We start from the raw sequence: 26,188 nt of genomic DNA, 5'->3' as shown, positions 1-26,188 counted from the left end.
CCTTGCTTCGTGCCGTGTGAGTTATGGGACGCAACCTGATTGGCAAACTGCCTATCGTCCATCGTGATCTTGACCGCGCTTTCGAGCGTCGGCGTCAGCTTCTGCCACCCGGCGCAAACATTCGACGCGTTCATCATCTGGCAGCCCGAAGTGACTGCACAGATCAGCAGCAGCGGAAGAAGTGATTTCCACATTGGTTTCGTTCCTTGATTGAAGAACCTCGATCGTCTTTGTCAGCGTCTCTGTGGCCATCTCGGCACGCTGAACGCGCTTGCCAGCCAGATAGGATGCTGTTCCCAGCGCAGAGGCACAGAGGAGGCCAACTGCAGCGATTTTGATCCATCCGGGGATGAGCGCCCACATCAGGACTTGACCTTCTGCCAAATGCCCCAGAGCGTGAGGGTCAGGATCAGAACAGCAACGACCACGCGCGCCCACTGCCCGCTTGTAAGCTCGTCACGCTGGCTGGAGACCGCATCCACCACATCGGGGATTGCGGGACCGATCGCAGCGCTGGCGCCGGCAAGACCAGTGCCGCCGATAACGGCCACGTCCTTCTTGGGAACCGCGCGAACGGCTTCGACGGTATTGCTGGAAACAAACTCGCCCTTGGCCCAAAGTCCAGCTTCGGCGGCGCGGCGGTTGACAAGGCCCTGAACGCGCTTGCCGCCAGCGTTCACCCACTTCATGAGTTCGGCCGGCACGGCGTCGTAGTCGCCTGCGTTCAGCTTTTTCAGGAGCGTGGACTTGTCGAGTTTCCCGGTATTGAAGTCGAAGGAAACAAGGACGGCATGCTGGTTATCGGTCAGCGGGACTCTGACGAGCCTTTCAACGCGATCCTCGAACTTGCGAAGATCAGCACGCAGGATATCTTCGGCTTCCTTGTCGTTGATGCGCATGCCTTCCCGTACACGCGGGATACCGGCCGCCGTGGTATGGCCAAAGCCAATAGTCCATATGCCTGCTACGTCCTGATATGCCACAAGCCGTTTGCCTTCCCACTGCATGATGTGCGAAAGCCCCGCCGCGTTGATGCGTCGTGCCATGGTGTTCTCCTGATTGTGGTTATGGGGCCGGTTGAACGGCAATAAAAAAGGCGCGCCGAAGCGAGCCTTTGTGTCGTCAAGTTTTGGTCATTTACCCAAACAGGGCTTTGGCTGCGTCACGCAACCTCTCCGGCAACCGCCGCTTCACCGGCGGAGGATCAGGGATCATCTGAGGCTCTTCCGATTCCCATAAACAAATCGGCCCCTTTCTTTCGTTAAGCAAGTAAGCAGAGACAGGCATCACTGATGTCCCGGCTATTTTTTTACAAAGAATCGCCGCATTGTGTCTCAAAGGGAGGCGAAAATGGCTAAAGTTGTGATAAGCGGCAACACTTTTTCGGGTGGGGCAAACGGTATAACTACTATTGGTCCCGTTGATATTGATGCGAGCGACAATACCTTCACCAATGTTTCAAAGCCTTTCAATATCGCGGATGGATCGACCGGAAGAATTGTAAACAATAAAGTCCTTGACGATCCAAAGCTCCGATTTCCTCACAGAAAGGCGGAAGACACAACATCATCAGGCTGGAGAGCACTAATTGCGCCCCCTCTCCCATGCTACTGTAGTGTGTGCCAAACTATCTTTCCGTCCCGTAATTACGTTTTTGCTGGTCCGTATTTCTTCTGTTGGGGAAACACCGAAGAATGCCCGTCGTGCGGCAACGAAAAAGCAGAACTTAGTAGAGGGGTATTTGACCTTTCGCTGGATACGATCAAGGTACTACGTGCACCAGAAATAACGCGTGTCATGATCAGGCAGCTGGCAGAAATTGGTTCAAAGGCGGCATTCGGCAAAATTTCGATCGAAGAGGCTGCGCAAGAAGCAGCCGCCATTCACCCGACTTTCAGAGATGTCATTGTCAAATGGGGTACCTATGCTTGGGCCGGATGCGGCATTCTGTTTTTTTTGGCTGGCGGAGTAGACGCTACTTGGAGCCTCTATGACAGGCTATCCGATAAAGCGCCCGCCATTCAAAGAGCACTTGAAGCGTCACTCGATGCTATGACCGCGCAGTTTAACGGCGAACAAAACACCGCAGCCGACGGTAAAAATGTTGATCGTCCGAAGCGTGGATCTCGATTACCCTCCCAAAAATGAAGAGATCGAGCTAAGCTGAAGGAGCCAAAATCTCGGCGGCTCGATCTTCGCCAAAGAGAGTTGTTGCAATCTGCAAGAGCAGCGACCAAAGCTCATCATCGCTGCGATATTCGGTAGCCGCGTTGAAGATGCGCTGGATGCGAGCGGTCTGCGATCCCATGATATTTTCGACAGCTATAACCTCTGCATCACTCATTCGTCGCCAAAGGTCCGTTGGCCAAAGTTTGATCACGACTGGTAATTCAGGAGGGTTGAGGAAAGCGACGATTTCGGCATTGTCTTCCTCCAGAAACGCTTCGGCAAAACCTTCCTGAAAGCTTGCATACAGCCCGATGATGATACCTGCTTTGTCACGTTGAACGTAAAAGCCCATGGCTATGCTCTCCCTCGTGTGTCGATCCAGCCCAAGGTGATGAGCGAGTTCAAAGACAATGAGCCGCTGAAGATTTCGACCGCAAAGTGTATCCGACTTGAGGTGTCCGTAAAGACGCCGCCAGGAATGACCGCGGAATCAGTATCGCCCGCTGCGGTGGTAATGACGTATGGCGAGGTCGAGCCGCCGGCTGATCCGAAAAATGTCTGAGCATTCCCGGCGACTGCCTGTTGCTGCTGAGACGCGAGCTTGGGCTGGGTGACGATCCCGAATGGCACACCGAGCGCCAGGAGAGTTGCGACCTGCGCGGCAGTGCTGCTTCTTTCCGTCGGTGCGGTTGTGTAGTCGAAATGATCTTCCCGCTGTACAAATGACCGGATAGCCCCACCGCTTCGGATGATCGAACCAACGCGACGGTAGAACGGGAACCCGGCCGGATAGTTCGGCTGTGTCGTCGGGTTAAGCGACTGTGAAAAGCCGCGCGATACCAGTGTGCCGTTGCTGATGATGTAGCAATGCCATGTTCCGTCTGACACCGCGGAATCAAATCTTCCGCCGCTGCCCGTGCCAAAGGCTGTTCCGAGCGAGACCGTGCCGGAAGGGTGAACCATCAGAACAGGGTTTGCTCCACCGGCAGCAACCGAGCCCGCAGGGAAGGTAATCTGGTCTGAGGTGTTATAGGCAAGGTTGAAGCCAGGGGAAATATACCCGGTGACCGACATTGCCGTGGCAGGCGTGTAAAACAGGCACCGCCAATTCCCCGATCCTTCAGATACAAACGCAGCGGTATCTCCAGCAGCCGCCGTGATGGGCGCGCCACCGGGCAGGATCATCGACGTTGCGTTATACGTGATGGTTGCGGCGCCCGTGAAACGGACGAATTTTATCCACCCGGCTTTCGCGGTTCCAAACGAGGTAATAGTGCTGGCGCCAGTAATGGACACGTACATGCCTTCAACAGTCGACAGGTCCGTCGTCGTACCGGACGCAATGGTGCTGCCGTCTGTCCATTTGGCGATCTGCGACATGAAGGTGCGAAAGGCATTGTCAAAGTTGTTGACCGCCGACGTTCCTTGAATGCCGATACCTCCCATATCGGTGTTGTTGTCGGGAATGTTGCTGTAGTCGAGGACCGAATTCTTTGCCATAGGCGGCTCTCCTTACCAAAGGCCTGGGGATTTGCTGTCCACGGCGTCACGGAAATCCTTGCTTTCGTTGTAAGCGTTCTGTCCGTAGTCATTCAGACCCCCGTAGCTCCTGTCATCGACCCCGTTCGGATTGAGGCGCTCAGGCGCGGCGGGGTGATAGCCAGTGTTCGAGAAGGTCTTGCCGAGATAGCCGCCAAGGAGGCCGCCGACCGGGCCAAGCAGCGCACCACCGAGAACAGCGCCGCCGAGAGTTCCGAGAATCCCGCGATTGCGCATGTCCCTTGTCGTCTGGTCTGCGATCTGCTGTTGCCGGGCAGAAATCTGGGGTGCGGCAACGGAGCCAGTGGCCATCTGGGAAATCGACATGGCCGGGTTCGGTTGGGAGATGGCGACAGACGGCTGAGCCGAAACCCTGGGGTCAACGTAGGCCGGAACCTCTTCGACGGCCGGCGGAATGTTTGGCAGGATGCCAACGGAAAGCTGCTGATCGAGCAGCCCGCGCTGCAACGCCGCTTTACCCTGCGCTACGGGATCTGGTGTGCCGAAGCGCGTGGCGTCAAACACAGGGGATGATGTGGCCGGGCCGAAGCGGCTGGCATCGAAGGGTGACATGGAGACCTCTTGCAAGGGGGCGCGTTGAACGGACGATAGTGGAGCAGTGTAGGTTGGCTCAGGGCGAGCCGTGGGCGTTGGAACGTTGCGGATCTCGGCGAAGGCGCTTGCGACAGGCGCACCCCATGCCTCTTGCATGAAGGACATGGATTTCGTCGGCTGGTTATACGGAGACCCCGGAAAGGAAGCCCATGTGTCTTTTGCGGAGTTCACGAACCCCTTGAGGTTGCCGGACATGACATGGCCGAGCGCGCCGGCTCGATCCAGAAGGCCAACAGCAGCGATGTCCTGGCTTTTCTTGCTGAAGTCCGGAAGGCCAAGCGACTTGCTAATGTCTCCCCATGTGCCACCAAGGAACTGATAAGCGCCGGCCGCCGTCGTCTTGCCGCGCTTGCCGGAATTGTCCCTGAACGACGCTGACACGTTCGGGTGCTGCGCCAAGCTTTGCACCGGTCGACCGCCGAACCCAACGGAATACGGGTTGGTAAACCTCGCCGTGCCTTCCGCGGCCCGGATTGTGCCGAGTGCGCGCTGAACGTTAGGCTCGTCAAGTAGTCGCTCGTAAAGGTCTCGCTTGTCTCTAAGCTGCATGACCGCTCCATAGAAAAAGGCGGCTCAGTGAACCGCCTCGACTCTTCCTAGAAATGATTTAATGGTGATACCGCAACCAAAGGGGGTATTTATGTCTGACAAAGCCACGGTACACATTGGCGAAAATTCGGCTGAACAAATCGCTTACAAGCTCTTTCACCATATTGCTGATTGCGAAAAGAAGAGTTTGGTCGGTCACAATAACAACGGCTACTCAGCTGCCGATCGCGAATGGATCCTCAAGACGTACGCCGAAGCTATGAACGCTGTTACAAATCCAGGCTATCACCTCTGACTAGTGAACCGCCTTCTTACTCCCTGTGAGTACGGAGGCGGGACTAGGTCCGGTTATGGACAAAGATGGACACCTGAGCCATTCTGACATCATGAACATCGACCACGACCCACATGAACCGAAAATCGACCGCGGACCCGGACCGTGGAAAATCGTGCTTCCTGTAATGGCCGCAGGATTCGTTCTGTTCGTCTCAACGCGCGAGGTTGATTGGGTTTCGATCTCGCTCGGCGTTGGCCTCGGCGGAGTTTTGACCGCCTGGGCGATCGACATCACCGGCAACAAGGTTCCCGACTGGTGGAAATCAAAGCCGCCCGGCGCCGGCCGCTCCTGAACTGACAATTCCTTGAGAAATACGCCCGCGTAGCTGATCGGACGCCGCAAGCTTCTGCGTGCTCTGCGAAAGGATGCGCATAGCGGCCTCTGGGTTGGTTTCCAGCAGCGTTTTGGCGATGTTCTCGATCACCTTCGGCGGCGTTCCCTTTGCCGTCGTCAGAGCCTTGGCTAGTGCCGTTGTCAACGCGCCGACATAGTTTCCATGGAACAGGTTAGACATTACGCTTGGGTCGAGCTTGGCCATATCCGCTGCGTCCGCCAGATTGTCGGCAGTTTTGGACCCCCCGAGTGCAGCGGCAGCCGTGTCGAACATCCTCTGCTCACGACCGACCCTGCGTCCAAGCACCTGCGCATTGTCCGGCACCGCGAACGCCTGCAGTTCATCTCTGATCTTGGGAGATTGCAGAATCCGCGCCTTGTTCGTCGTCGGAGACAGGGATGCGGCCTCCAAACGCGCAATCGCCGGATCGGCATAGCCCGCCCGGAATGAGGCCTTCTCTTCCGGCGTCATGCGGGAGAAGCCCGCGATATTGTCGTCTGCCCGACTCGACGGGCGGAATGCGGCTTTCCCGGTATCCACTGCGTCGATGCGACGGGAATCCCGTGCGAACGTGTCCCGAGCCTGCGTGTAGGACGGCGATGCGTCGGCCAAAGCGTCATCAATCAGGTTCTGCACGCGGGACAGGTAATGCGCACGGTTGCCGGCTCCCTGTCCTTCAGCCCGCTGGATCATGTCGTCAAGATCGAGCTTGGTGCGGAACAGGACGTTGAAATCCGTCACGTTCGAACGTCCGTCGGTCAGGAGACTGCGGACACGCTGCAGAGCTCCCTCAATGCTGTCGTTTGCGATTTTGTCACGCGGGCTCAGAAGGCTGTTGACGCCAGGTGACAGAGTTTCATCAATCGCCTCGACAACAGGAGTGACGTTGACCGGGCCAGCGTCCTTGCGGGCTGAGTTGTAAAGCGCGTTCGCTGTCTTCTGCCGATCAGCCGTAAGCGTGGCGGCGCGCTGGGCGGCGGTATCGCCCGCTTCCAGCCCTTCGGCCATAAACTGCGCCAATCGCTCTCCCTGACCACCCTGCCGGTTCCTGAGCGTTTCCACAATCGACTGTCGTGCCTCGCTCGGGTTGCGTGCCGCGGTGGACATCAGACGTTCGCCCGTGTAGCCCATGGCATCGGCCACGTTGTACATTGGCTGACCTTCACCGGCAGCAACGCGCATGATGCGGGCGATCTGTTCCGGCGTCTTGCCGGATCGGCGCAGAGACTGTGCAATTGCTTCACGAGCGTATGGCTCAGGCATGAAGGGCGCGAACAACGGAGCGACGGCACCCTTGGCGACTTTAGAGACGCCAGCAATGGCTACAGGCGCACCCAAACCGATACCGGCGCCGAGAGCGAAGCCCGTTCCAGCCTTGGTCAACCGATCTTGCAGGCCCTCGCCACTGCCGAACCCTTGTGCTGTGCCGAGAATTGCGCCGTCAGCGGCTGACGCACCGGCCACCCTTGCAAGCCCCGCACCACGATTGACTGCGTTCCCCGCAAGCGAAAGCCCCTGCTTTGCCAAGCCCACGCCCTGACCGACACCACCGGCAATCTGGCCCGCGATGCGGTAGCCACCACGGTTATCCGAATCCGATTTGTCGATGGCCCGTTGTTCGGCCAGCGCCCGATCATAGTCGGCGTTCTTCGTCTCGGATGCGAACGGTGCATTCAGCGTCCGGGCAAGAGCGCCAAGTGGATTGAGTGAACCGGCATAGATACCGCGATTGTAATAATCGTCGCTGGGCTTCTGCACCGTCAGAGGGCCGGATTTTGCCTGTGCCGCGATTTCATCAGCGAGACCCAGAGACAGCGTGTCGGCAGCGCCGCGCACGAACGTGTCGGCTTTGCCAAGGAAACTGTCGCGCGCATCCTTTGGCCGTGCAGGCTCATTGCGGGCAGCCTTTGGCGTGCCGTTGGCAGGTTCCGGTGCTGGTGCCTTGCCAAGGGTGGCGGCGATTTCGTCAACCGCGGCGTTCTGCTGTTCCGGGGAGAGCGACAGAAACGAATCGTCCACTTTAACCTTGCGGCCATTGATGTTCAGTGTTGCCATTAGGGTTCCACGCTCCATTGAACGCCGCCAGAGGTGCGGCTGCCGCGCGGTGTCGCCGGGGCGGCGGTGTTGCCCGGATCATCAAGACCCTGAAGGGCAAGCGCCTCCACATCTCGCCGTTTCTGCTCGATGAATGCCCGAAGAACGGCCTTCTTTTCGGCCGGGGACTTGCCGTCATCGCCAAGGGTCGCGCGCAGGGTCTCGCCTTCCTTCTGCGTGAACTGCGCACCAAAGGTATCCTTCAGCAGCGGCAGGATCTGGTTATCCACCATGGCATTGTACTGCGCCCGCCCCACAGCAGCGTCACGAGGCTCCATGCCGATCTGACTGCGACCCCAATCCAGGCCACGGCCCGCAAGCGTATAAGTCGCCTCATCGGCAAGACCTTCCAACCTTCCAATGACGCCCTCAAGGCCCGGCATCTTGCTGACCATGCTTTTGTAGGTGGCCGCTGCATCACCCTGGCTTTTGCCAACGGCTTTGTCTCGCTCGGCGCCGGCAAGGTCTTTTTCCTGCGTGTCGATGATGCGGCCGGTTCGGCTGTTTCGGGTTACGACGGTCGTCCCTAAATCGCTGGTGCTGGTTCCGGGCGTCGGAGTGAAGCCATCGGGCAATTTCGTCTGCTGGAATGTGCCGTTCTTTGAAAGCTGGCCAAGCACAGTGCGTCCCTGCGCATCCGTGCCATAGACCGGCGCCAATCCATATTCAGAATCATCGGCGCCACCGACACCAGCCGGCGGCGAAACCCACTGTCCATTCGTTGTGTCGTACAGGTTCTTGCCAACCGCCATGAAGTTGTTCTTCGGCTTCTGAGCCTCAAGTTTCTGCTGATAGTAGAGCTTGTAGGCATCACCAGCGCCGAGCGATCCAGCTTCAACAGCCTGCGCAAGTTCAGGATTGGCGCTTTTCAGGAATTCAACCGTCTTGTTCAGCTTGCGAGCATCGGAAAAGCCTTTCAGCCCGAGAGCTGCTTGCTCATTCCCTGTCTTCCCTGCCAAAAGGCCAAGCCCGGACTGAAGAAGTGCATCGCTGTTGCGCTGGATGCTGGGGAAAAGATTGGCGCCGAAATTATCGAAGAGTGCCATGTGGTTTATCCCTTAAAACAGGCCGCCGAGAAGGCCGAGACCAGACATGCCGTAACCTGCCGCCGTGAGGAATGGATTCTGCCCCGGCTGGGTCGTCGTTTGCGTTCCGCCCATTGCCCCCGCGCCAGAAGCAATCGCATTGAGGCGCCCGAGTTGCTCCCATGGCTTGCTCTGCCACTCGTTGAAGATGCGCAGTTCGTCGTTCTTGTTGCGGGTTGCCAAATCCTCATTCATGGCACCGACGTTCATCAAATCCTGATTGGGCGCATTCATGCCGGTGTAGGCCGCACCGAGATTGCCAAACCCCTGCTGCCCCATGTTAAACAGGTTGGTGTTTGCGGCATCGCGGCGGCCCTGCCAGTTGCTGTAGTCGCTGAAAATCGTGCTGTTTGTCAGATCGCCTACATTTTTCGCGAGCAGGCTCTGGTTTGCGCCAGAACCATAACGACCGGCCGCCGAAGCATTGAGATTGACGGCATCGCCTACTTTGGAAGCCTGAGCATCAAGCACCTTCTGAAGTTCAGGGGAAACCGCATAGGTCGAGTTTGCCAGAGCGCGCGTATTGCCCATTGCGTCAAGCTGGGGCGTATTAAAGCCGCCCGTGTTGATGACGCCCTGGTATTGTCCGGTAAGGCCCGCTCCACCCGTATTGGTGTTCGCGTTGCGCTCGATGTTCCCCATGGCCTGCTGTGTCTGCGAAGACCATGGAGTGACGGTCGATCCTTTGTAAATCTCCGTTCCAAGACCGGAATTGTAAAGGTCCGTTGCGCCGCCGACTGCCTGTTTCAGTGCTGGCTGCGCGCCTTCCCACGGAGAGGAAGACTGCGTGGTCGTCTGTTTTCCGCCACCGGTCATGTCAAAGCTCCATCACGTAAGTTGAGCGAATTCTTTTCGGCTCATCAAAAATCTTCACCCACCCCTCGCGGCCTTCTGCCACGATCCTCGTGGCTCCATTGGACAGGGCCATTTCCGAGAGGAAGCGTTTAACCTTGGCCGCCCATTCGCTTATCTGTTCGCCGACGAGAGACAGGACGCGAAGAACAGCGCCATTGCTCCAGCGCTCAAAGCGGACGATTGCAGCCATCAGCAACCCGTTATCGTCTCGGGCAACCACAAGAAAGGCATGACCAGACCGGCACATCTGCCATAGCTCACCGGTCGACAGATCGTCTCCGCACTTCTCTATGGCGGCATTGATCTTCGGGCCGACGGTCTGCCAGAGGGTGTCAACGTCGGCAACATTCGCGATGTAGATGTTCATGATACCTGATACGCCAGCGCGTAAATGAGGTTGACAATGACACCAGATGAGGCTGCAGCCTTGATGGAATTTCCCGTTTCCAGGCGGACAGGGAGATTGCTTTCAACCTGGGTGTCGTTGGCGGCCACGGACTTACGCCAGATCAAGCGATCTGCTGTCCCGTCGTTCCAGTAGAGGCTGCATGTCACTGCGCCGCCCGTCGTGTTGACAAATGACCATGCGGCGACGGTCTGCGTTCTGTCTTCCGCCACCGAGCCTACCAATTCGAGTGAAGTGCCAGACAGTGCGCGGCTCTCTGGCTTTCGAATATTGCCAGTATAATTTGCATTGACGCTCATTGCTCGCCGGCCTCCCCGAATTCTGCCTCGATGTCCGAGATAATCGACCAGTCAGAGCCGGAAGGAATGGAGCAGGAGAACTTGTGTAATCGTCCGTCCTGACGGAAATTAAGCAGACCGGCGCGGTTAACCGTCTGGGGTGCAGAAACCTCCCCTGTCGCGCCGTGGTAGCTGTAGACGGTGTCCGTCGCCGATAAGCCGATAGCATCACTGATGACGCGCGCTGCGCGGCAGAATGTTCGTATAACCGGGTCGGTCTCCACGATGGCAGTATCGAGCGTTGCCGACTGATTTTGACCAGAGAAAAACGCTAACCTGTTATCAGGCGTGAACGTTGCCATCGTCGGGCGACCGCCAAGGAATACGCGGCTGTCAAACGGCTCAGTCACCTCTTCAATGGAAGCGTAAAGCGTCGATAGACCGTCCCATGTGATGCCCGGCGTGACCAGTGACATCATCTCGCCCACCTGCAGGTCCGTCGTGCACCAGCGGTCAAGCTGCCAGTCATAACCCAGCCTGCGAAACGTCCCGTCCGGCCTGCGGTATTTCCACCAGATGATTTTCTCGTAGGGGTCTGCCGATCCTTGCACCTCGCCGAGATAGGTCATATCGACTTGCGAAAGGAACCACTTGTCGACGCGCTCAGCCCCGATCGGCTTGCGTGCCGCGCCTGCGAAAAAACCGTCCTCGGACAGGTAAAAGAACATTCCCGGCCCGATGGACACGATTGAGCCTGACGATACCGCGCCCTGCTTCGGGTTCATCGTCTGGCGCGTGAAGGTGTATCCCGACGAGGGGGAAAAAACAAAGAAATGCATGGCGCTGCGATTGACGACATAAAAGCCGTTCTGCTCGCCAAAGCCGCCCATGACCTCTTCGCCTTCCGGCAAGACCTGCTCGTCGGCTCCCTTTTCGCCAATCGTCCAGAATTCGATATCGTTGACGCCAGACCAGCGGATTTTCTTTTCGCCATTCGTGCCTGACAGGTAGCCAAGCACAAGAAAGTCGCCCGACACCCACGAGTATTTCGCCTGCGGAGGTGAGCCGGCGAGATCCGCGCAGTTGCCTGCTGTTTCAATGTCGTAGACCTGAATGGGATCGGCAATGTTGTGGATCAAAAGCTTTGTGCCAAAGACCGTGAACGACCACGTATCAACCAGATTGAGACTATATGGAGCGGACGGCCCGGAGATATCGTCCCACGAGTAAGCGGTTGTGTTCAGTTTATAGATGTTGGTAGCCGTCGCCGCGATGATCGTGTAATTGCCCGAACTATCGCGGACATAGACCGCACCCCGGCAAGCGCTGGGAAGCGCATCAGAGATCACGGAAAGGCCCGGCATCGGTCCCCAGCCGTTGGCAACCGGAAACGCATTCACGATGCTTCCGCTGACCCCAGCGTTGTACACGCTCTTGTCAGGTTCGAACGGGCCGAATGCAATTCTCATGTTGCGATATCCAGATTAAGACCGGGACGCCGGCAGCCCGAAAGCATGGGATCGACTGTCAAAACAGCGCGCTTGCTTTTTGCGTAAGTGTTACGCGCTTCAAGCAAGCCCTCTTCGAGAACGGATTTCCACATCGCTCCGTCCTTGACCGACTTCGTGTAGATGCAGCCCCACACGATGGCAGCGGCCATGTAGACGTCCGGGAAATTGGTCAGGAAGTCGTTGGTCGGAGTGGCGTCGGAAAGAGCGAAGCGGCCCTGATAGGTAAAGCGGAACGTGTAAGGAGCATCCATGTCCCTGTCGAAGCGGAGGTATGTCTTCTCCACCCCGGCTTCCAGAACCCGTTCCACGGCGCACTTGGTGGGCGTGGCGGCTATCTCGGAATATGCGAAGGTTCCCTGCGGTCTCGGTAAAATCAGGAACTCGCGCGTCGTTCCTTCTACAAACAGGGAGACCGGCTCCACGATGTTCAGGGCCGTAATGTCGATGAAGTTTTGTCCCGCCACTCCCGAAAGAATGATTGTCGAGGCAATCGTTCCGAGCTTTCGGTTCAAACGCGCTTCGGCCAGCGCAATGAACTCCGAAGCTTTGCCAGAAATGTCATTGCGCGCCATATAGTCGGAGATCGACGCCTGAAGCTCTGTGTAATTGCTGATTGCCATCGATCACTCCTTCGCGACTCTCGGACGGCGCTGGCGCTTGACTGTGGGCTTGCCGGACGGCTCACCTGTGGGGCCATCGAGCTTTGCAGGGCTGTCCACAAACCCATCCGGTATGTCCTCTCCTTCCTGAAACAGGCGGGGGCCATTGTCGGAATACATCCATGTCGGGTGTTCAGCTTTCATCTGCTGTCCTTCCTGAAAAAAGGGGGCCATTGTCGCCCCCCAATTTTCCCAAGCACGAGACGATTACGGCGTGCCGGAAAGGCGCGTGGCAAGCCGGGGATCGATCGCCTTGACGCCGTAGAGCACGTCCAGACGCCATTTGCTGATGTCGTTCGTACCGTCGTAGTACGGGACAAGGCGCACGTTGATGCCCTTGTACGTCTGACGGGACACGTTGACGGCACCTTCCGGCTTTTCCATCGGGACAGTCACCAGAGCGAACGCATTCTTGTGGAACACGAGGTTCTGGCGGTAGCCCGTGCCACCCGTACCGAGAACGGTAATGGCGGCATTGTCGGCAGGAGCGGCGGAAACCGTCTGCTGTGCACCGGACGCTATGATGGGCGGCGTGATGGTGAGCGTGGCCGGGCCAGTCGATGCGCCGGAATCCACGTCTGCGACGACGGAGAACTGACGAAGGAACGGAAGCGTGGCTTTCGTCACGGGGTTGACGGCGAAGACGCCGGCAATGGTGAACACATCGCCAGCCTTCAGAATGCCGGTAATGGAGTTTGTCCAGCCATCGGTGATGAGAGACTGCGTGCCAGTGTCCTTCACCGTATCATAGGTGACGTTCTGGTTTGCGCCGTTGACCAGCGGAGTACCGGTCGCAACGCCGACAACGTGCGTGGGAACGTTCTGAGCCTGGAAGGTATCGACGCCGCCGATTTCACCCAGCGAGCCGGAACGATAGGCACCCTTCGCCGCGTCGGTAATGAACAGACCGGTCTGCGAACCCAACATGCCCCAGTTATCTGAAGGGGACAGGACTGCAGAACGGTTTGCCATCGGAACGGCGAATTCATCCAGACGCTCGGGCGCCTTGGAAAAGTCGGCATAGGAGTTGACGACGTTGCCAGGTGTGCCAACCCACGACGGGACGCTCTGATAGAGACCCATCAAGTCGCGGTCGATCTGGTTCGCAAGCTGCACCATTGCCGGCTGAATGACGCGCTCCGAAAGCTGGTTCATCGACAGGGTCAGTTCCTGAGAGGTGAACTGGAAGTCGATGCCCTTTTGCTTGTTGACCACCAGAGTGGTCGAGCCTTCCGTCACGTCCTGATTGGACGCCACGGCGCCGTCGCGGACGGTGAAATCCGTCGGCTTGCGGATCGTGATCGTGGTGCCGATCTTGTAACCGTTCGGGTTCTGCGCATATTCCTCGTCATAGCCACGGTGAACCTGCTTCGCCATGACGAGGTTGTTTTCGAGGATCATGACCGCTTCCTTCGCGATCATGGAGACGGTTTTTACAGTGTTTGCCATGTTGTGATGACCTTACGCGGCGCTCGGGCCGCACAGAATGAGATTAACCGCGGAGTTTGATGTCCTGCGATTTGCGGAAAGCCACGTACTCGTCCATGGACATATCCTCCGGGTCCTTCGTTACCGCTGGCGATGCCTTGGCGGTGACGGTAGACAGAGGCTTTGCGACCTGGGCGGCTGGCTTTGGTGCGGCTTTCTGTTGCTGGAGTAGCTTTTCGCCCAACATTGCACGATGCAGGACTTTGTAGATCTGGGGTGTCATCGAGGCGCGGAGTTGTTCGGCGGTAAAGCCGAAGTCCGTCGCAAACTTCGTGACTTCCTCGTCTACCTGCTGGTTCCAGCCGGTGATTTCTTTCTGCGCGAATTCGGCCGTTTGGCGCAGACGGTTGGCAATCTCTTGCTCCGCTTTAGCGCTACGTTCGCCTTCGGCGTTTTGCAGGTACTGTGAGACCTGCTGATGCTGACCCTGAAGCTGTTGAAACTGCCGCCAATGCGACATGGCAGCTACCGGGTCGGCCTGCTCAAGCTGCTGCCAGTCGATTGACTGGTATTGCTGCAGCTGACTGTCGAGGTTCATCATCACGGCGTTTGCCTCAATGAATTCCTTCGAACTCTGGAAGATGCGCGTGGCCTCTTCCCTGAGTTGTTCAGCCTCTTTCTTGACGACAGCGGTTTCCTGCGTTTTCCGCGTGTAATCCGCCTGCATCATGAACTTGTCTTTGAGTTCGGCGGGGACGTTGTACGTCTTGCCATCAAACTCGATTTCCACATGTTCAGGTTCAGCCGGGACGGCTTCAGCGTTGGCGGTGTCGTCTCCGCCGGCATCGCCACCATTTGGCTGGGCCTGTGCATCCGCATCAAGGCTGACAGGCGCATCGAGGTCACGAGGCTGCTCCCCGACCTCTTGCGTGGTGTTAACGGGCTGTTGTGCTTCGGTTGCTGGCATAGCCAGTCCTTCGCCGGTTGCTTCCGTCGTTACATCAGTCATCTGTGGTCGACTCCATGGAGGTTGGTCGTGTGGAAATTATTGGCCCGAGGCGGCGCCAATCATCTTCAGGCCGAGTTCGGCATGATCGTTCTGCTGATCGCCTTCAACCTTCATCCGGTTGGTCTGCGCATCGAACATCTTGATATCGTGGCCCTGCTTCAGGTCGGCATTTTCACCGGTCAAGTTCTGAAGCTGCTGCTGCATTTCCTGCAATTGCTGTTGGACCTGTGGCGGAATCTGGTTCTGCTTGGCCGGGTTCATCGCCTCGAAGCGCTTGGCAATCTCATCAGCACCAGGCCAATCGAAGTTTCTCGCCATGATGTCGGCAACGAACGGAGCAGCCTGCGGGAATGCCCGTACCAGTTCCGTCATCTGCGCGGCGGCTTCCTCGCGTCTTGTTGTGAAGCTCGGGCCCGTCGTCACAGTCAGATCATATTTGCCTGCGGTGAGGTCGTGGATAGCCTCTATTACCTGGCCCTTCTCATCCTTCACCGGCTGACCATCAGGCCCGACGACTGGCTGCGGCGTCTGGCTGTTGACCGTCACCGACTGCGCGGTTCCATCCTCGCCAATGATACGAATGATGCGCTCCCTCGTGTAAACCTTCGGGATAAGATCAATCAGGATGCGCCCGGTATGGCGAATGGCCCGCGACAGATTGTCGATGAAGTGGAACGTCGAAACATCGCCCTCGCGCTGGCGGGCCATAATGGCTTTACCGCTGGTCTCATTCGACCGCGCGCCAAGCGAAGCGTCATATACGCCGATGATGGACTTCATGTTGTCCGAGCTTTGCATGGCCTGCGAGATAGCGCCGACAGCCTGTCCACCGTCCAAAGGCTGACGGATCGGGGCTTCCTCGTCATATTCGAGATAGGCGTGGCTCTGCGTATTCGCGGTTGCCCAATTCGGGTCGCTGTCAAACGTGCCAGCCTTGCCAACCCACGGAACCTTCGGCGCTAGCGCTACGAGTTCGGTAGCCGTCGATTGCCAATAATTAAACTGGCGCTGGCTGTCTTTGGCGTCGTGGATCAGGCTGCGGAAATACCGCTTGCCCTCAACTATGATTTCATCGCCGTAAACCGGGACGATAGGAATGTACTTGCCGGGCCACTCGTTGATTTCCAGCACGTCGGCACCGGTCATGATGACCTGGCGTACCTTGCACACCTTTCGCTTGCGGCGCAGTTCCTTGCCGTTCGCATCCGTCTCGATCGTCAACTGGCCGTTGTCGAGACCGAAGCGAATGGCCTCCATCATGTCGTCAGTGCCGGCGCTCGAATATTTGTCGTCCTCACCTTCATCGTCGCTCATAATATCGCTGACGCGGTAGATATGGCCGTTGGAGAGCCTGACAATCTCCTCTCCCTCTTCGCGGCGGGTCCACCATTCAGCGACCAGAACGCCGCCGTCATCCACCCATGTGTTCTGCAGTGAGACCCAGGAGTCGCTGTCAAAATCGACAGGCACGGAATCCTTATCGAAATCTGTCGTTACGGCGTTGCCGTCGATGTTCTTCGATTTCTTGTACTTCGCCTTAAACGCCTGTTTCGATAGCCGCTCGACAATGAACGCGACGTTCCAATCGGAAGAGTCCGCGCACATGCTGTCAGGATCGCCATAGACCGAGAACTGGTTCGCTATCCGATCAATGGAAAGGTCCATGTCGAACGTATCATCGTAGGCGTAATCCATGCCGACACGCCAATAGCCGAAACCACCGGACACGCTTTGTTCAACGCCAGTGTCATAAGCCACATCGGAGTTTGACGTATATTCGATGTTGCGGATCAGGCCGTTAATGACATCGGCCGTCTTCGGGTCAGAACCGCTATCGACCGGGTGAACTTTGATCTGCGGCTTGTTCTGGCGCGCATCGTTCACGACCTGGCGAATAAACGGCTTCATCCGGTTGACGGTGAGGATAGGTCGGCTTTCTCGACGGCGCTGCTCGGCAATTTCATCCGGCCACTGTTCCGACAGGCGAGAAAACTTGATGTCATCAAGCCCTGTCTGTCGATTGTCCTTCTCGTGGTCGCTGCTTCGCTGGAATGCCTTGCGGCCTTCGGTCAGCAGATCGCTGGATTTCTGCTTTTTATCGGCCATCAGGACATCCATCCATGTGAAGAAGTGCTGCGGCGGTCAGGCCGCTTTTCGGTTGCTTTCCGGGGCGGCGCGTAGCCGTCCGTGAATGTCATGAACCCGTCAGCGCCATGGCTGTGCAGGTCGTGCCGTGGATAGCTTCGCCAAACGCTGAGCTTTTCGTCCCAATCGCGGCTGTAGTTTTCCAGGTGGATGATGCCCTGCGCCGCCCCCACTTCATCGAAGCAGCAGCTTGGCAGCTTTGCACGAATCCCCATGATGGAGTTGATCTTGTCCGGGTTGCGCTCGACCGTCTGAAAGATAAAGCCCTGCTTGGCCGACATCGTCTTGATGGTCTCTGCCAGCCCCGCAGTCGTCGTCTGGCGGCGATGGTCCACGTCGTGCGGGGCATAGTGCTTTCCCCACCGGGCGCCGCGCTGTGCCGCCCATTTATCCAGCCAGTTGAAATAGTGGCCCAGCCCCATACCGCTGTCTTCGAAATAGCCGGGGAACCTATGCTCTCCCGCCACCTCTTGATGCAGCCATATCGTCTGATTGTCGCCCAGGCCGAAATCCCAGAACGTATTGACGGCGATGTTCGGCACGAACGGATAGGAACCGATCCGGCCAAGCTGGCGCAACGTCCGCATCTCCTTGCCGAAATACGCGCCTTCCTTTGCTGCCCGGAAAGCTTCGTCAGGAGTGGATGGAAACTCTTTCCACATATCCTCGCCCTGTTCCGCCTTCTTGGCCACGTACCACCACTTCTGGGGCATCGTGAGTGTTATGCCGTGTTCGGCCTCAAGCCCTGCGAAGTAGACAGAATCCTCTTCGGTGATCAGCGTGGGCGCGTTCAACTGGTATGAGGCATCTTCCCACCATGCGAAGAAATGGAACCGGTAATCCATCTCGCCGGGTTCGCGGCCCGCATCCAGTATCTTCCGGGCAATCTGCACCTTGTCGTAGAAGTCGCCGCCGCGACCTTCAGCCGTGCTTTCGATGAAGCCAAGCTGACCAGACGCCAGAGTGTTGAGCGAACCGGACTTCACTTCTTTGGCCTTGTCAGGCGTCTTTGCGCAAATCTTCCCGTATTCGGAGATATGCAGGAAGTTCTTCGTTCCGGATCGCAGCGAAACGCCGACCTCGACACCCGAGCCATTGCTGAACTCTATCTCCGTCGAATTGTCCGATACGATTTGAACCGTGCGCTGGATCGGCAGCGGCAGCTTTTCGTAAGCGTATTTGATGCGCTCCAATAGGTTTTGCGCGTTCTTTTTCGTGTCAGCAATCAGACCGGCCGCGAAGTTCGAATTGAATATGCAGCAGTCCAGCGCCAGCAGCAGAATGAAGGTCGAAAACCCCATCTGCCGCGCCTTGAGGATGATGTTCAGAAAATGAAGATCATCCAGCAGCTTTTCCTGCGACGGGTTCATCTTGAACAGCACGACATTCCCGTGCCTGTCCTTGATGTAATAGAGGTTATTCAGCCGCCAGCGTCGGTCAGACCACTGCGCAACAATGTCCTCACTTAGTGCGGGTTCGCCCATCGATCGCCTTCATCAGCGCCATTACGCTGTCGCCAGCCTCAAGCGTCGTCTTCTGCTCGACATCGATCTTGTCGCCGTATTTCTTCGGCCGCATCCGGGCCGCAACCCATTTGCGCGTCTCGATCTGCAACCGGCGATGCTCGGTCATGTCGAACGTGGTTTCTTCCAGCTTTCCGTCCGAAGTCCGCTTCGTTTTCTTGCCAAGCTTCGGCCGGTCGGCAATCTCGACAATCTCGTCTACGAAGTGGTCAGCCTGGGCTTCGCGCGCACGCGCGTATTGGTCCGCGAACTCGGCATTTTGCAGCAGCCATTTGAACACCGTCGTCTTTGACGGCATGGCATCGTTACGGCAGATCGCCCTCAAGCTCAGGCCGTTGGCAAGGCGCTCACAGATGGCGTCAGCCGTGCGCTGGTTGAACTCTGTCTTCCTGCCCATGTCTTACTCTGCTTGCTCGTCTGCGAGGATATGTAGGCGATGCAGAAGGCGTGACACCGAAGCGATGCGCCTATGTGCGTCCTCTGTTGCCGTGAAGGATGAGATGACGGCCCCGTCGACCTTTGCCGCCGACCAAGAGAGATCGACAATCTCGCCCCGTTCGGCCATTGCGAGAACGCGCTTGGCTTCCTCTACGACTTCAGCCTTTGCTGCAGCCTTCGTGTCGAGCACTCGGATAGTTGCTGCCATGCTTGTTACGCCAGCGCGACGATGTTTGTTGCGGTGGTCCCGGTCGACAGGATGCGCTTCGTTTCGATCGGCAACACAGATCCCGCGACGAGGCCATTGAAAACAACGGTGGCGGTCTTGTTGGTCGAAGGGTCGAACATCTCGCAAGAGAGATTGCCATCCCCACCGATGAAAACGGCCCTGGTCCTCTTTGCGAGTTCGTTGGCATCGCTGGGAGTAACGGACCAGGCAAAGCCGGCAGGCTGGACTTTCTCAAAAGACATAACGTTTCCTATCCAGATTGGTGTTGATCCGGTTTGTCTTGCTTTGCGCCCCATATGCCGGGGAAAGGCACCCGTCGAGCGGACGGCGCTGGTTTCACACCGTAAGCAAGGCCTTGTTCCTCGTACCGGTTGACGAGGTTAGGATCGTCCGCTCGCCCATGATTGGTTAAATGCCGAATGCTCCACTGGTTAGGGTCGCTCTTTGCGAATCTGTGCCGCTGTGGTTTTACTGTTCATCCTCTACAACTCTAGGAGAGAGCCATGGGTATTGAGCGCCCCACCGCAGAGCAGTTAAACAGTGTGCTAGACCTCATCCACGACATTGCCGCCGAGGCTGCGGGTGAAGACGGCATCCCACCTAAGGTAGATAGCGCGCTCGACAGGATTATCTCCCTGTCTCGCTACAAATTCGATGTCACCAATGAGAAAGCAAAGCGATGAAACTTTCAGACGGCGAAAAACTAATTCTACTGGCATTGGCGGATCAAAAGGACGGCAAGGAGGAGATTGACCTCGACTTTATCCGCTCCGCAATTTTCAACGGTCACTCGTGGGCTCTTTCTTGGCAATATCCTGGGATAGCCACCGAAGAGACTGAGGAATCTATAGTAAAGGAAACAGCCGATATTCTCGGTATGTGGTCGTACATCGAGCACAGCGTTAAAAAATTGCCTTCTGCCGAACAGGATCAGTTGGCAAAAAATGCTCACCCGTATGATCTCACCTTCTCAGGCTTCGATGGTAACCATGACAAACATCATAGCGTGGCATCATTCCTGATAAACAACATGGACCGCTTTTCAGAATTTAAGGGCCGGTCTTTGAACTCTCATTCGCAAATGAGCCTTCCCTCTTACCGTAGAATGCTCCCAGCTTATAACGAAGAGGTGCAAAAAGCTGGTTTCGGTGGTCGGTCCCTGACGGCTGAAAGTATCGAGAAGATCATTAAGGGGTAACAGGTTTGGGCGCTAGCTCAGCGCCCTCTCCTGCTCCGACGATTCTATTTCACCTAGCTGACGCCCATCGCCCACCAACTGCGGTTTCTTCACTCTCCCGCTCGGTCGCAGGCAAAATTCAGCGATGTTCATCTTGATTTGCGGTCATAGCTAAGATTGACTGCTTCTCGTACGGCCTGTGTATCGTGATGGGCGAATAACCCGCTAACGAAACGGGATCTAAGGACGACACAACGTTTGCTGATCTCTAAATCGCCGGCGCTTGAAAAATAAAACTACCATCAGACTCACGCAAACCAAGAGTAGGTGCATCATGACAAACGATCGAGAAAACGACCCAATCGAATACTCGAAAAAGAGTTACAAGCCCGAAGTCGATGACCGATCTTCCCGCGACAGGGTTGATGAATCTTACACACCTGACACTTCAGAAAGAGTGGATAGCGCGCCCCCAATGCCTAAGAAGAAGTAGGCTTTTTTTTGCGTAGATCTATACGTGCAACTTGGCTGGCTGGAACGTAGGTCAGTTCCATTCCCCAGCCAGCCACATCCACTTCGCATTCCTCGTAATCGCCATCTGGCTCGCGGTGGTGCGTGACGTACATGAGTACATCGCCGCTGCTCCCTAGAACACAGGGGCCGTTAGGTGCTTCTTTGAAGCGGGCTAAGTCATTACACATAAGCCATACGCCGCTCGTCAAGCGAACTGAAAGCTGGGTTGAATGCGACGTCTTATCAGTAAACATACTAGCTAAAGCCGAAGGCAGATCATCGGTATGGGAAACCCCTACTATTCTCAGCACCTTCGTGAATATATTCCGTAGCTTAGCAGCCCATATACCGGCCGATATCATTGACCCCAGAAATGCGCCAATCGTCGCGAGCCATAGAGGAAGGTTAAATGCTAAGATGATTAAGTAGACCGCAGTGCCGAAGAAGCCGTAGACTATGGTGGAGAATGTGACGTCAATCGTCTTGTGGTGGGCACGGGCTCCGACGTTTGCAACAAAATACCCAGCGTACCCACAGGCAACTGTGAGTAATAGCTCCCACGAAATTTCAAAGAACTTCCATTCCATATGCGCCCGCCCCCAAAAAACAAAGACCACTTTTCGGATTGTGTCTTGGAGACGTCAAGAAGTTTATCGGCTCTCTTCGCGGGAATCAGAATTGAACTGGATGCTTCGTGTCTATGAGCCGCGCGGCTTACCGTTTGCCCTGCCTGCTCTGAATTACGCCGCGCCCGGTGTCCCGGTGTTCGAATTCTCTACGAGGGAGAAGGGTCGATTGCGGCCTACCGTTCGGCACGCTCAATAAGCTGCCGCCGGCGTTCGTTGCGCCATCGGGCATAAGCGAGGTTATCGGCCCTCACTTTTTCCTTCTGGCCGGTGACTTCTTCGTCTCGCCAGTCCGTGGCGCATTTCTTTGAATTTACCGTTGTTGATGCGTGTTCTAAGCCGGTTTGCGTCACGCCGTCCAGCGCCACCGTTAACCGGATTTGATGCTTTTGGTTGAGATTGTCCGCAATCTGTTGACAATACGATTGAATTCGGCGGTCGAAAGTACTTCGCGACATGTCGATTTTCCGTAGATATGCCTCAAGGTACATGCCTTTCCGGATTTTGATGAACGAATAAGAGTAAATCATCTTCCGCCCTTCCTCATCGAGATAGGCGTTTATCCAGTCCCACACCTGATGCATCCGGCTTATCGCACCTGCCGACGGCGGCGCTCGGCGCACATTATGTTCGCTCTCACCGAACGCGCCAACCATCTCGTGCAGCACCGATGCCATGGCGCCAGTCTTCAGTCCCGGCCCAGCGTCGGCAGGAGACGCTCGCAGCGTGTGGGCCGCCTCAATGATCTGCGCCCGCACCTGTTCATATGTCCATGCCACAAATACCGTCATTCTGCCGCTCCTCGATATGGCCACAGGCCGAAATGCATTCTCAGTGCTCCAAGGATCTCGTCGCTTGCAGCCACTCCATATTTCGTTGCCGTCGATCGAGCGCCACGCCGGACGGCGCTCAGGTCTATTTGATTGAAGTCTGGTACCAGCGACGGCCGGCGCATCAGGTCTGGATTTGCGGCCAGCAGCCGGGACACCGCCTTGATAACGTCGGCATAGAGTTCGCCGGAGTTGCGCGGGTTGCCGGTGATCAACATCAGAACAAGGCGCAGATGTTCCTCGCCATGGCGCTGGCCGATCTCGCGCACCGTGGGCTTACAGAAGCACTCCCGCCCCTTGCGGCTGGTCGGGCTATGGTGCCGCCAGTCGCGAAGGATGACGCCGCATTCTCGGGCCACCTTGAAGGTGTCACATCGGTAGGCGCGACCTTTCATGCCGCCTCCCCAAAACAGAAATTTTTAACGCGTGAAATGCTATCCAACCCAAGGCTGTATTTGGGGGTTAGGCAATGATCTGGAAGTTTCTGGGAGTATCGGGCGAAGAAGATTTCAACATCTCTGCACAAGGCTGGTTTAAAATAACGATTGTGGCTGCGGCTATTGGATTTCTGTTCTTTGTCCTCAGCGGACTGGCAGTACTCTCGCAACCCGATCCCGACACCAAACAGAAAACGTCCCAGGCATTCGCTCCATTCCTTGTCGGAATAGTTGCAACAGTGACTTTCTTTGCGGCGATTTGGAGAGGAAAGCTCAATTCTGAACAGATCCGACAGCAAAAGCGTCAAAACGATGCAAAGGACGAGGAGAATATTGCCAAGCTCCTCTTGGACGGAGCAAAAATGCTCGGCGAAGATAAAGACTCTCACGTTCTCGCCGGCATTTCCGCGTTGCAGGCTGTAGTTGTTACGCCGGATTCGAAGTTTGCACCCCACGCGATGGATGTCCTTGGCGATTTCATTATCGAAAACCTGGCTAATAAGACAAAACCGACGGCTCTGAATGCAGCCCGATTGGCAGTTAACCACGGCGCTCGCGCAGGGTATATTACGGATAGGCGCATCGAGATCGTTTCCGACGACGACGATTTTCCGAGTTTGTATCTCGGCTTCAAAGCGGTCAAATACATGGGTGGGTGGGTATCCCAAGCCCATATTAAATCCCTTGATCGAGAATACGGGGTGAACTTTGAAAACGTTAAATTTGACGCCTGTGATTTCACTGAGAGGTTGCCCAAAGCGAGAAATTGCGAATTTTTGGGCTGCAGTTTTCAGACTATCGGAATTGTTCTCATAAAGAACAACGTATTTGACACCTGCAACTTCAGCGGAACGAAGTTTACGAGCCTCTCCGAAAACCTCCCAGACAATTACAAAAGGAGCCTGAAGCAACTCGGAGAAATAAATTGCTTTTATGATATCAATAACCCTCCTACGGGATTGGGCATCGACGATTGGTCTGTGTTTCTTGAGCCTCAAGGTCATAGTTGAAATCATAGCATCACAACCAGATTGCCCGACCGCGGAAGGTCGTTGCATGGTTGAAAGCGCTCGGGGAATTTTAGGTGATCGGTTCAAATCTCGCCCCTTGCCGCCTTCTCGGCCAGATACTGCGCTGGATCGATCTTGCGAACTTCCGACGCGGCGCCGAACGTGCCGAGCTTGTGGTCTCGATACGCGCGCTTCGCGGCCGGATCGAATTTCGCAGCGGCCACCGTGCGTACCCAGCCGACTGCCTTTGCGGCGTTGACCTTCATCTGGTGTTCCTGCTTCGGCGTCATCTTGCCGTGCTGCTGTTCGGACTGGCGCTTTTCCCGACGGCGCTGCTTCTTCGATTTCGTCTCAGGCTTGCCCCAGAGAACCTTCTTGTTGCTGCGCCACTTATCCGGCCGGCTGGCGTCGTCGTTGTCGATCCGATCAAGCGCCCTCCATGCTGCGGCATTGGTTTCGAACGGGCCTTCCAACAGCTTACCGGCGGCGTTGACGATTTCGAACTGGCCATCGTCGTTCCGGGCGACGTTGAGAATTTGGGTCATCGTGCGGCCCTCCATTTACGGGAAACCAGTTGCAGCTTGATCTTGATGATTTCGAGCAGGATCATGCGCCAAACCTCTCTTTGAATTCCTCCGATACGGGGGCAGTTCTGGCATGTCGGCCAACGTCGCCGGCTTGTCGTACTGGTGGATGAATTCCGGCCATTCGCGCCGAGGGCCGCAATCTTCTGGCACGTCCTCATTCAACGGCTCGTTTAAATCTCGCGGCACGCGATGCCAGAGGCAGAACCGGATGAACTCGCGGTGCGAATCCGGCCAGAGAAGTTCAGGCTCTTTTCCTGCCATCAGATGGTCGAGCGCTGCGCCCGGTCTAGGACCAAGCAGGAAGCACTCCCGCATCAGACGATGGGAAAGCTTGGCTTCCTTGGTGCGCCCATCAGTTCGTCCTCGGGCATTGTTCATGCCAATGACAATCGTCCAGCCAAAGACGCGCTGCTGCGTGAAATCGAGGAGGCGATGAGCTTCGTATTCGGTCAGGGTAGGCAAAGCGTGTTTCATGCGGCGCCCCCTGGGGTTCCGGTCGAACCGCGATAGGCCTGACGGACCATTTCCGCGTGAACGGCTTGGTGAAAGGAAAGAAGCTCGGCATCGATGGCCGCTTCCGACAGGCCAATGCGGAGCAAATGCTTACGATTGCCCGCGACGATCTGCTTCCAGTACAGATCAGCGTCTTCGCCATGCTTCTTCGAAAGAATGCTGGCGGTCTTCCTGACTTTGCCGACACGGTTGTTCAAGGGAAAGGCGATGACCTTGCAAGGCGGTCGCCAAGAGAAGAGAGGAAGTTCGGAGCCACTCATTTGCCCGCACCCCCTATGGTATATCTATATGTGTCCGATGGGTGCGACTGTGGTTTAGGCAAATCAGGCGTTACAGTCCGATGGGTGCGACCGTGACCTATGAAATCGGTCATTTTCGGCAGGGGGCTGTCCGATGGGTGCGACTGTGTGTCCGATGGGTGCGACTGTGGTTTTTTCGCAGCCTGCCATCTCATGAACTCTTTGGTCGGCAATTCGCCAGTCACGTCGCACTTGTACTCGGTCAGGCGCCATTCGGTAACTGCCCTGTTTTTTACATGGAAAGCGCTTGCCTTTGTTTTGACGATGAAGCCCTTCTCCAAGAGGCCGTCGAGCGATCGGTTGGCTGTGTCACGGCCCATATTGATGTCGTCAGCCAGATCACGGCATCCGAGAGCAATCCGCCCGTTGTTCGTGCCGTCGTAACGCCACTTCACTTCGATATAGGATGCCCGTTCTGCGGGGTTGAGAGACTTCCACGCAGCGCTACGCTTCACGTAGGCCTCGATCATCACAAACTTCTGTTTGCCTTTACGCTTGGCTTTGTTGCTCATCCGAAAGCTCTCCGCACCATCTTCATGTTGCAGGCTTCCTCGACGGCTTCACGAGCTTGAGGCATGGAAAGGCCAAACCGTGTCGCCAATTCCTGGGCGGGTTCCGGTGGCCATGTGGGGAGGTTGGATAGCCAGATAGCGGCGGCGGTGATCGAAGGTGTTGCCGTCATGGCAATGCCTCCTGCTTACGTGCAAGGTACGCTTTGCGCGCATACATCCAAGCCGTAGTGGTGACCTGACCTTCACTGATTGTCTCCAGCTTAGCCATTACCGCCACTGGTGGCTCTCGCTCACCAGTTTCGTATCGCTGCCAGGTCCGTGAAGGGTTTTTTCCCTTGATGCCGAGCATAGAAGCAACGCCCGCCATCGTCATTTTTTGTTGCTGTCTCCAGCTCTTCGGGGATTGGGTGATTGTGTTCATAATCATTAAAGTAAGCCATAACGGCTATGCTCGTGTCAATACAAAGTTAGCCATATCGGT

At 56.4% G+C, this 26,188-nt stretch carries 35 protein-coding genes; 6 read left to right on the top strand and 29 right to left on the bottom strand.

Annotated features, from left to right (window positions below; all coding sequences use genetic code 11):
* Positions 1-51: 51 nt before the first annotated feature.
* Complete coding sequence (locus QSK43_RS18810; RefSeq protein ID WP_332304714.1) at positions 52-363, bottom strand: hypothetical protein; 312 nt, start codon at positions 361-363, stop codon at positions 52-54.
* Positions 363-1,046: a lysozyme gene (locus QSK43_RS18805; RefSeq protein ID WP_332304713.1), complete on the bottom strand. Its 684-nt coding sequence runs from the start codon at positions 1,044-1,046 to the stop codon at positions 363-365. Before QSK43_RS18805 ends, QSK43_RS18810 begins: the two co-directional genes overlap by 1 nt.
* Before the next feature lie 304 nt (positions 1,047-1,350).
* Here QSK43_RS18805 and QSK43_RS18800 point away from each other — a divergent pair, with 304 nt between their 5' ends.
* Complete coding sequence (locus QSK43_RS18800; RefSeq protein ID WP_332304712.1) at positions 1,351-2,148, top strand: hypothetical protein; 798 nt, start codon at positions 1,351-1,353, stop codon at positions 2,146-2,148.
* Between the two features lie 10 nt (positions 2,149-2,158).
* Here QSK43_RS18800 and QSK43_RS18795 read toward each other — a convergent pair whose 3' ends face one another.
* The 3 genes from QSK43_RS18795 to QSK43_RS18785 are packed head-to-tail and all read right to left on the bottom strand — an operon-like array spanning position 2,159 to position 4,872.
* Positions 2,159-2,521, bottom strand: coding sequence for a hypothetical protein (locus QSK43_RS18795; RefSeq protein WP_332304711.1), 363 nt, complete (start codon positions 2,519-2,521; stop codon positions 2,159-2,161).
* A 2-nt stretch (positions 2,522-2,523) separates the two neighbouring features.
* Positions 2,524-3,669 carry a hypothetical protein gene (locus tag QSK43_RS18790; RefSeq protein WP_332304710.1) on the bottom strand — a complete coding sequence of 382 codons (1,146 nt, stop codon included), beginning with the start codon at positions 3,667-3,669 and terminating at the stop codon, positions 2,524-2,526.
* Between the two features lie 12 nt (positions 3,670-3,681).
* Positions 3,682-4,872 (bottom strand): glycoside hydrolase family 24 protein, encoded by a 1,191-nt coding sequence (locus QSK43_RS18785; RefSeq protein WP_332304709.1) that lies wholly within the window; start codon positions 4,870-4,872, stop codon positions 3,682-3,684.
* 91 nt (positions 4,873-4,963) lie between these two features.
* Between QSK43_RS18785 and QSK43_RS18780 the strand changes: the two genes are divergently transcribed.
* Positions 4,964-5,167, top strand: a complete 204-nt coding sequence (locus tag QSK43_RS18780) for a hypothetical protein (protein WP_332304708.1) — start codon at positions 4,964-4,966, stop codon at positions 5,165-5,167.
* Positions 5,168-5,222: 55 nt separating this feature from the next.
* Positions 5,223-5,501 carry a hypothetical protein gene (locus QSK43_RS18775; protein ID WP_332304707.1) on the top strand — a complete coding sequence of 93 codons (279 nt, stop codon included), beginning with the start codon at positions 5,223-5,225 and terminating at the stop codon, positions 5,499-5,501.
* Here the strand turns inward: QSK43_RS18775 and QSK43_RS18770 are convergent.
* The 15 genes from QSK43_RS18770 to QSK43_RS18700 all read right to left on the bottom strand — a co-directional run bounded on the left by QSK43_RS18770 (position 5,472) and on the right by QSK43_RS18700 (position 19,445).
* Entirely contained in the window at positions 5,472-7,598 is a 2,127-nt protein-coding gene (locus QSK43_RS18770; RefSeq protein WP_332304706.1) for a hypothetical protein, read from the bottom strand. The genes QSK43_RS18775 and QSK43_RS18770 overlap by 30 nt on opposite strands.
* A complete protein-coding gene (locus QSK43_RS18765) occupies positions 7,598-8,683 on the bottom strand; it encodes a hypothetical protein (RefSeq protein ID WP_332304705.1) in 1,086 nt (361 codons plus the stop codon). The genes QSK43_RS18770 and QSK43_RS18765 overlap by 1 nt, the downstream gene beginning before the upstream one ends.
* Before the next feature lie 12 nt (positions 8,684-8,695).
* Complete coding sequence (locus QSK43_RS18760; protein ID WP_332304704.1) at positions 8,696-9,538, bottom strand: hypothetical protein; 843 nt, start codon at positions 9,536-9,538, stop codon at positions 8,696-8,698.
* A 1-nt stretch (position 9,539) separates the two neighbouring features.
* Positions 9,540-9,944 carry a hypothetical protein gene (locus QSK43_RS18755; RefSeq protein ID WP_332304703.1) on the bottom strand — a complete coding sequence of 135 codons (405 nt, stop codon included), beginning with the start codon at positions 9,942-9,944 and terminating at the stop codon, positions 9,540-9,542.
* Complete coding sequence (locus QSK43_RS18750) at positions 9,941-10,282, bottom strand: hypothetical protein (protein WP_332304702.1); 342 nt, start codon at positions 10,280-10,282, stop codon at positions 9,941-9,943. Before QSK43_RS18750 ends, QSK43_RS18755 begins: the two co-directional genes overlap by 4 nt.
* Positions 10,279-11,730: a hypothetical protein gene (locus QSK43_RS18745; protein ID WP_332304701.1), complete on the bottom strand. Its 1,452-nt coding sequence runs from the start codon at positions 11,728-11,730 to the stop codon at positions 10,279-10,281. The genes QSK43_RS18750 and QSK43_RS18745 overlap by 4 nt, the downstream gene beginning before the upstream one ends.
* Positions 11,727-12,392, bottom strand: a complete 666-nt coding sequence (locus tag QSK43_RS18740; RefSeq protein WP_332304700.1) for a phage adaptor protein — start codon at positions 12,390-12,392, stop codon at positions 11,727-11,729. The genes QSK43_RS18745 and QSK43_RS18740 overlap by 4 nt, the downstream gene beginning before the upstream one ends.
* A gap of 3 nt (positions 12,393-12,395) precedes the next feature.
* Positions 12,396-12,575, bottom strand: coding sequence for a hypothetical protein (locus QSK43_RS18735; RefSeq protein ID WP_183229773.1), 180 nt, complete (start codon positions 12,573-12,575; stop codon positions 12,396-12,398).
* A gap of 63 nt (positions 12,576-12,638) precedes the next feature.
* Positions 12,639-13,880 carry a P22 phage major capsid protein family protein gene (locus QSK43_RS18730; RefSeq protein ID WP_183229772.1) on the bottom strand — a complete coding sequence of 414 codons (1,242 nt, stop codon included), beginning with the start codon at positions 13,878-13,880 and terminating at the stop codon, positions 12,639-12,641.
* A gap of 43 nt (positions 13,881-13,923) precedes the next feature.
* On the bottom strand, positions 13,924-14,868 hold the full coding sequence (locus QSK43_RS18725) for a hypothetical protein (RefSeq protein ID WP_332304699.1): 945 nt from the start codon (positions 14,866-14,868) through the stop codon (positions 13,924-13,926).
* Between the two features lie 36 nt (positions 14,869-14,904).
* Positions 14,905-16,974, bottom strand: coding sequence for a portal protein (locus QSK43_RS18720; protein ID WP_332304698.1), 2,070 nt, complete (start codon positions 16,972-16,974; stop codon positions 14,905-14,907).
* On the bottom strand, positions 16,974-18,497 hold the full coding sequence (locus QSK43_RS18715; protein WP_332304697.1) for a terminase: 1,524 nt from the start codon (positions 18,495-18,497) through the stop codon (positions 16,974-16,976). Before QSK43_RS18715 ends, QSK43_RS18720 begins: the two co-directional genes overlap by 1 nt.
* A complete protein-coding gene (locus tag QSK43_RS18710; protein ID WP_332304696.1) occupies positions 18,475-18,933 on the bottom strand; it encodes a terminase small subunit protein in 459 nt (152 codons plus the stop codon). Before QSK43_RS18710 ends, QSK43_RS18715 begins: the two co-directional genes overlap by 23 nt.
* Before the next feature lie 3 nt (positions 18,934-18,936).
* Complete coding sequence (locus tag QSK43_RS18705; RefSeq protein ID WP_332304695.1) at positions 18,937-19,182, bottom strand: hypothetical protein; 246 nt, start codon at positions 19,180-19,182, stop codon at positions 18,937-18,939.
* 5 nt (positions 19,183-19,187) lie between these two features.
* On the bottom strand, positions 19,188-19,445 hold the full coding sequence (locus tag QSK43_RS18700; protein WP_332304694.1) for a spike base protein, RCAP_Rcc01079 family: 258 nt from the start codon (positions 19,443-19,445) through the stop codon (positions 19,188-19,190).
* A 261-nt stretch (positions 19,446-19,706) separates the two neighbouring features.
* Here QSK43_RS18700 and QSK43_RS18695 point away from each other — a divergent pair, with 261 nt between their 5' ends.
* Positions 19,707-19,886, top strand: a complete 180-nt coding sequence (locus QSK43_RS18695) for a hypothetical protein (RefSeq protein WP_332304693.1) — start codon at positions 19,707-19,709, stop codon at positions 19,884-19,886.
* Positions 19,883-20,401 (top strand): YfbU family protein, encoded by a 519-nt coding sequence (locus tag QSK43_RS18690; RefSeq protein WP_332304692.1) that lies wholly within the window; start codon positions 19,883-19,885, stop codon positions 20,399-20,401. The genes QSK43_RS18695 and QSK43_RS18690 overlap by 4 nt, the downstream gene beginning before the upstream one ends.
* Positions 20,402-20,859: 458 nt before the next feature.
* Here QSK43_RS18690 and QSK43_RS18685 read toward each other — a convergent pair whose 3' ends face one another.
* The 3 genes from QSK43_RS18685 to QSK43_RS18675 form a co-directional block, all read right to left on the bottom strand.
* Complete coding sequence (locus QSK43_RS18685) at positions 20,860-21,480, bottom strand: hypothetical protein (protein ID WP_332304691.1); 621 nt, start codon at positions 21,478-21,480, stop codon at positions 20,860-20,862.
* Between the two features lie 215 nt (positions 21,481-21,695).
* Complete coding sequence (locus tag QSK43_RS18680; RefSeq protein ID WP_332304690.1) at positions 21,696-22,310, bottom strand: DUF6362 family protein; 615 nt, start codon at positions 22,308-22,310, stop codon at positions 21,696-21,698.
* Positions 22,307-22,744: a hypothetical protein gene (locus QSK43_RS18675; RefSeq protein ID WP_332304689.1), complete on the bottom strand. Its 438-nt coding sequence runs from the start codon at positions 22,742-22,744 to the stop codon at positions 22,307-22,309. The genes QSK43_RS18680 and QSK43_RS18675 overlap by 4 nt, the downstream gene beginning before the upstream one ends.
* A gap of 74 nt (positions 22,745-22,818) precedes the next feature.
* Between QSK43_RS18675 and QSK43_RS18670 the strand changes: the two genes are divergently transcribed.
* Positions 22,819-23,796: a hypothetical protein gene (locus tag QSK43_RS18670; RefSeq protein ID WP_332304688.1), complete on the top strand. Its 978-nt coding sequence runs from the start codon at positions 22,819-22,821 to the stop codon at positions 23,794-23,796.
* Between the two features lie 83 nt (positions 23,797-23,879).
* On the opposite strand, the gene QSK43_RS18665 is transcribed toward QSK43_RS18670, so the two are convergent.
* The 6 genes from QSK43_RS18665 to QSK43_RS18640 are packed head-to-tail and all read right to left on the bottom strand — an operon-like array spanning position 23,880 to position 26,134.
* On the bottom strand, positions 23,880-24,341 hold the full coding sequence (locus QSK43_RS18665) for a hypothetical protein (protein WP_332304687.1): 462 nt from the start codon (positions 24,339-24,341) through the stop codon (positions 23,880-23,882).
* A 15-nt stretch (positions 24,342-24,356) separates the two neighbouring features.
* The gene (locus QSK43_RS18660) at positions 24,357-24,857 is read right to left on the bottom strand and encodes a hypothetical protein (RefSeq protein WP_332304686.1); all 501 of its coding nucleotides are present in this window, start codon (positions 24,855-24,857) and stop codon (positions 24,357-24,359) included.
* Positions 24,854-25,156, bottom strand: a complete 303-nt coding sequence (locus tag QSK43_RS18655) for a DUF6074 family protein (RefSeq protein ID WP_332304685.1) — start codon at positions 25,154-25,156, stop codon at positions 24,854-24,856. The genes QSK43_RS18660 and QSK43_RS18655 overlap by 4 nt, the downstream gene beginning before the upstream one ends.
* A complete protein-coding gene (locus QSK43_RS18650; protein ID WP_332304684.1) occupies positions 25,153-25,707 on the bottom strand; it encodes a hypothetical protein in 555 nt (184 codons plus the stop codon). The genes QSK43_RS18655 and QSK43_RS18650 overlap by 4 nt, the downstream gene beginning before the upstream one ends.
* A complete protein-coding gene (locus QSK43_RS18645; protein WP_332304683.1) occupies positions 25,704-25,877 on the bottom strand; it encodes a hypothetical protein in 174 nt (57 codons plus the stop codon). Before QSK43_RS18645 ends, QSK43_RS18650 begins: the two co-directional genes overlap by 4 nt.
* Positions 25,874-26,134: a helix-turn-helix domain-containing protein gene (locus tag QSK43_RS18640; RefSeq protein WP_332304682.1), complete on the bottom strand. Its 261-nt coding sequence runs from the start codon at positions 26,132-26,134 to the stop codon at positions 25,874-25,876. Before QSK43_RS18640 ends, QSK43_RS18645 begins: the two co-directional genes overlap by 4 nt.
* Positions 26,135-26,188: the final 54 nt, after the last annotated feature.

The sequence above is a fragment of the Rhizobium sp. GR12 genome (assembly GCF_036596185.1).
GTDB classification, from domain to species: Bacteria; Pseudomonadota; Alphaproteobacteria; order Rhizobiales; family Rhizobiaceae; genus Agrobacterium; species Agrobacterium nepotum.
Note: the sequence above shows the minus strand (reverse complement) of the source record. Positions and strands in the feature narration are given on the sequence as shown.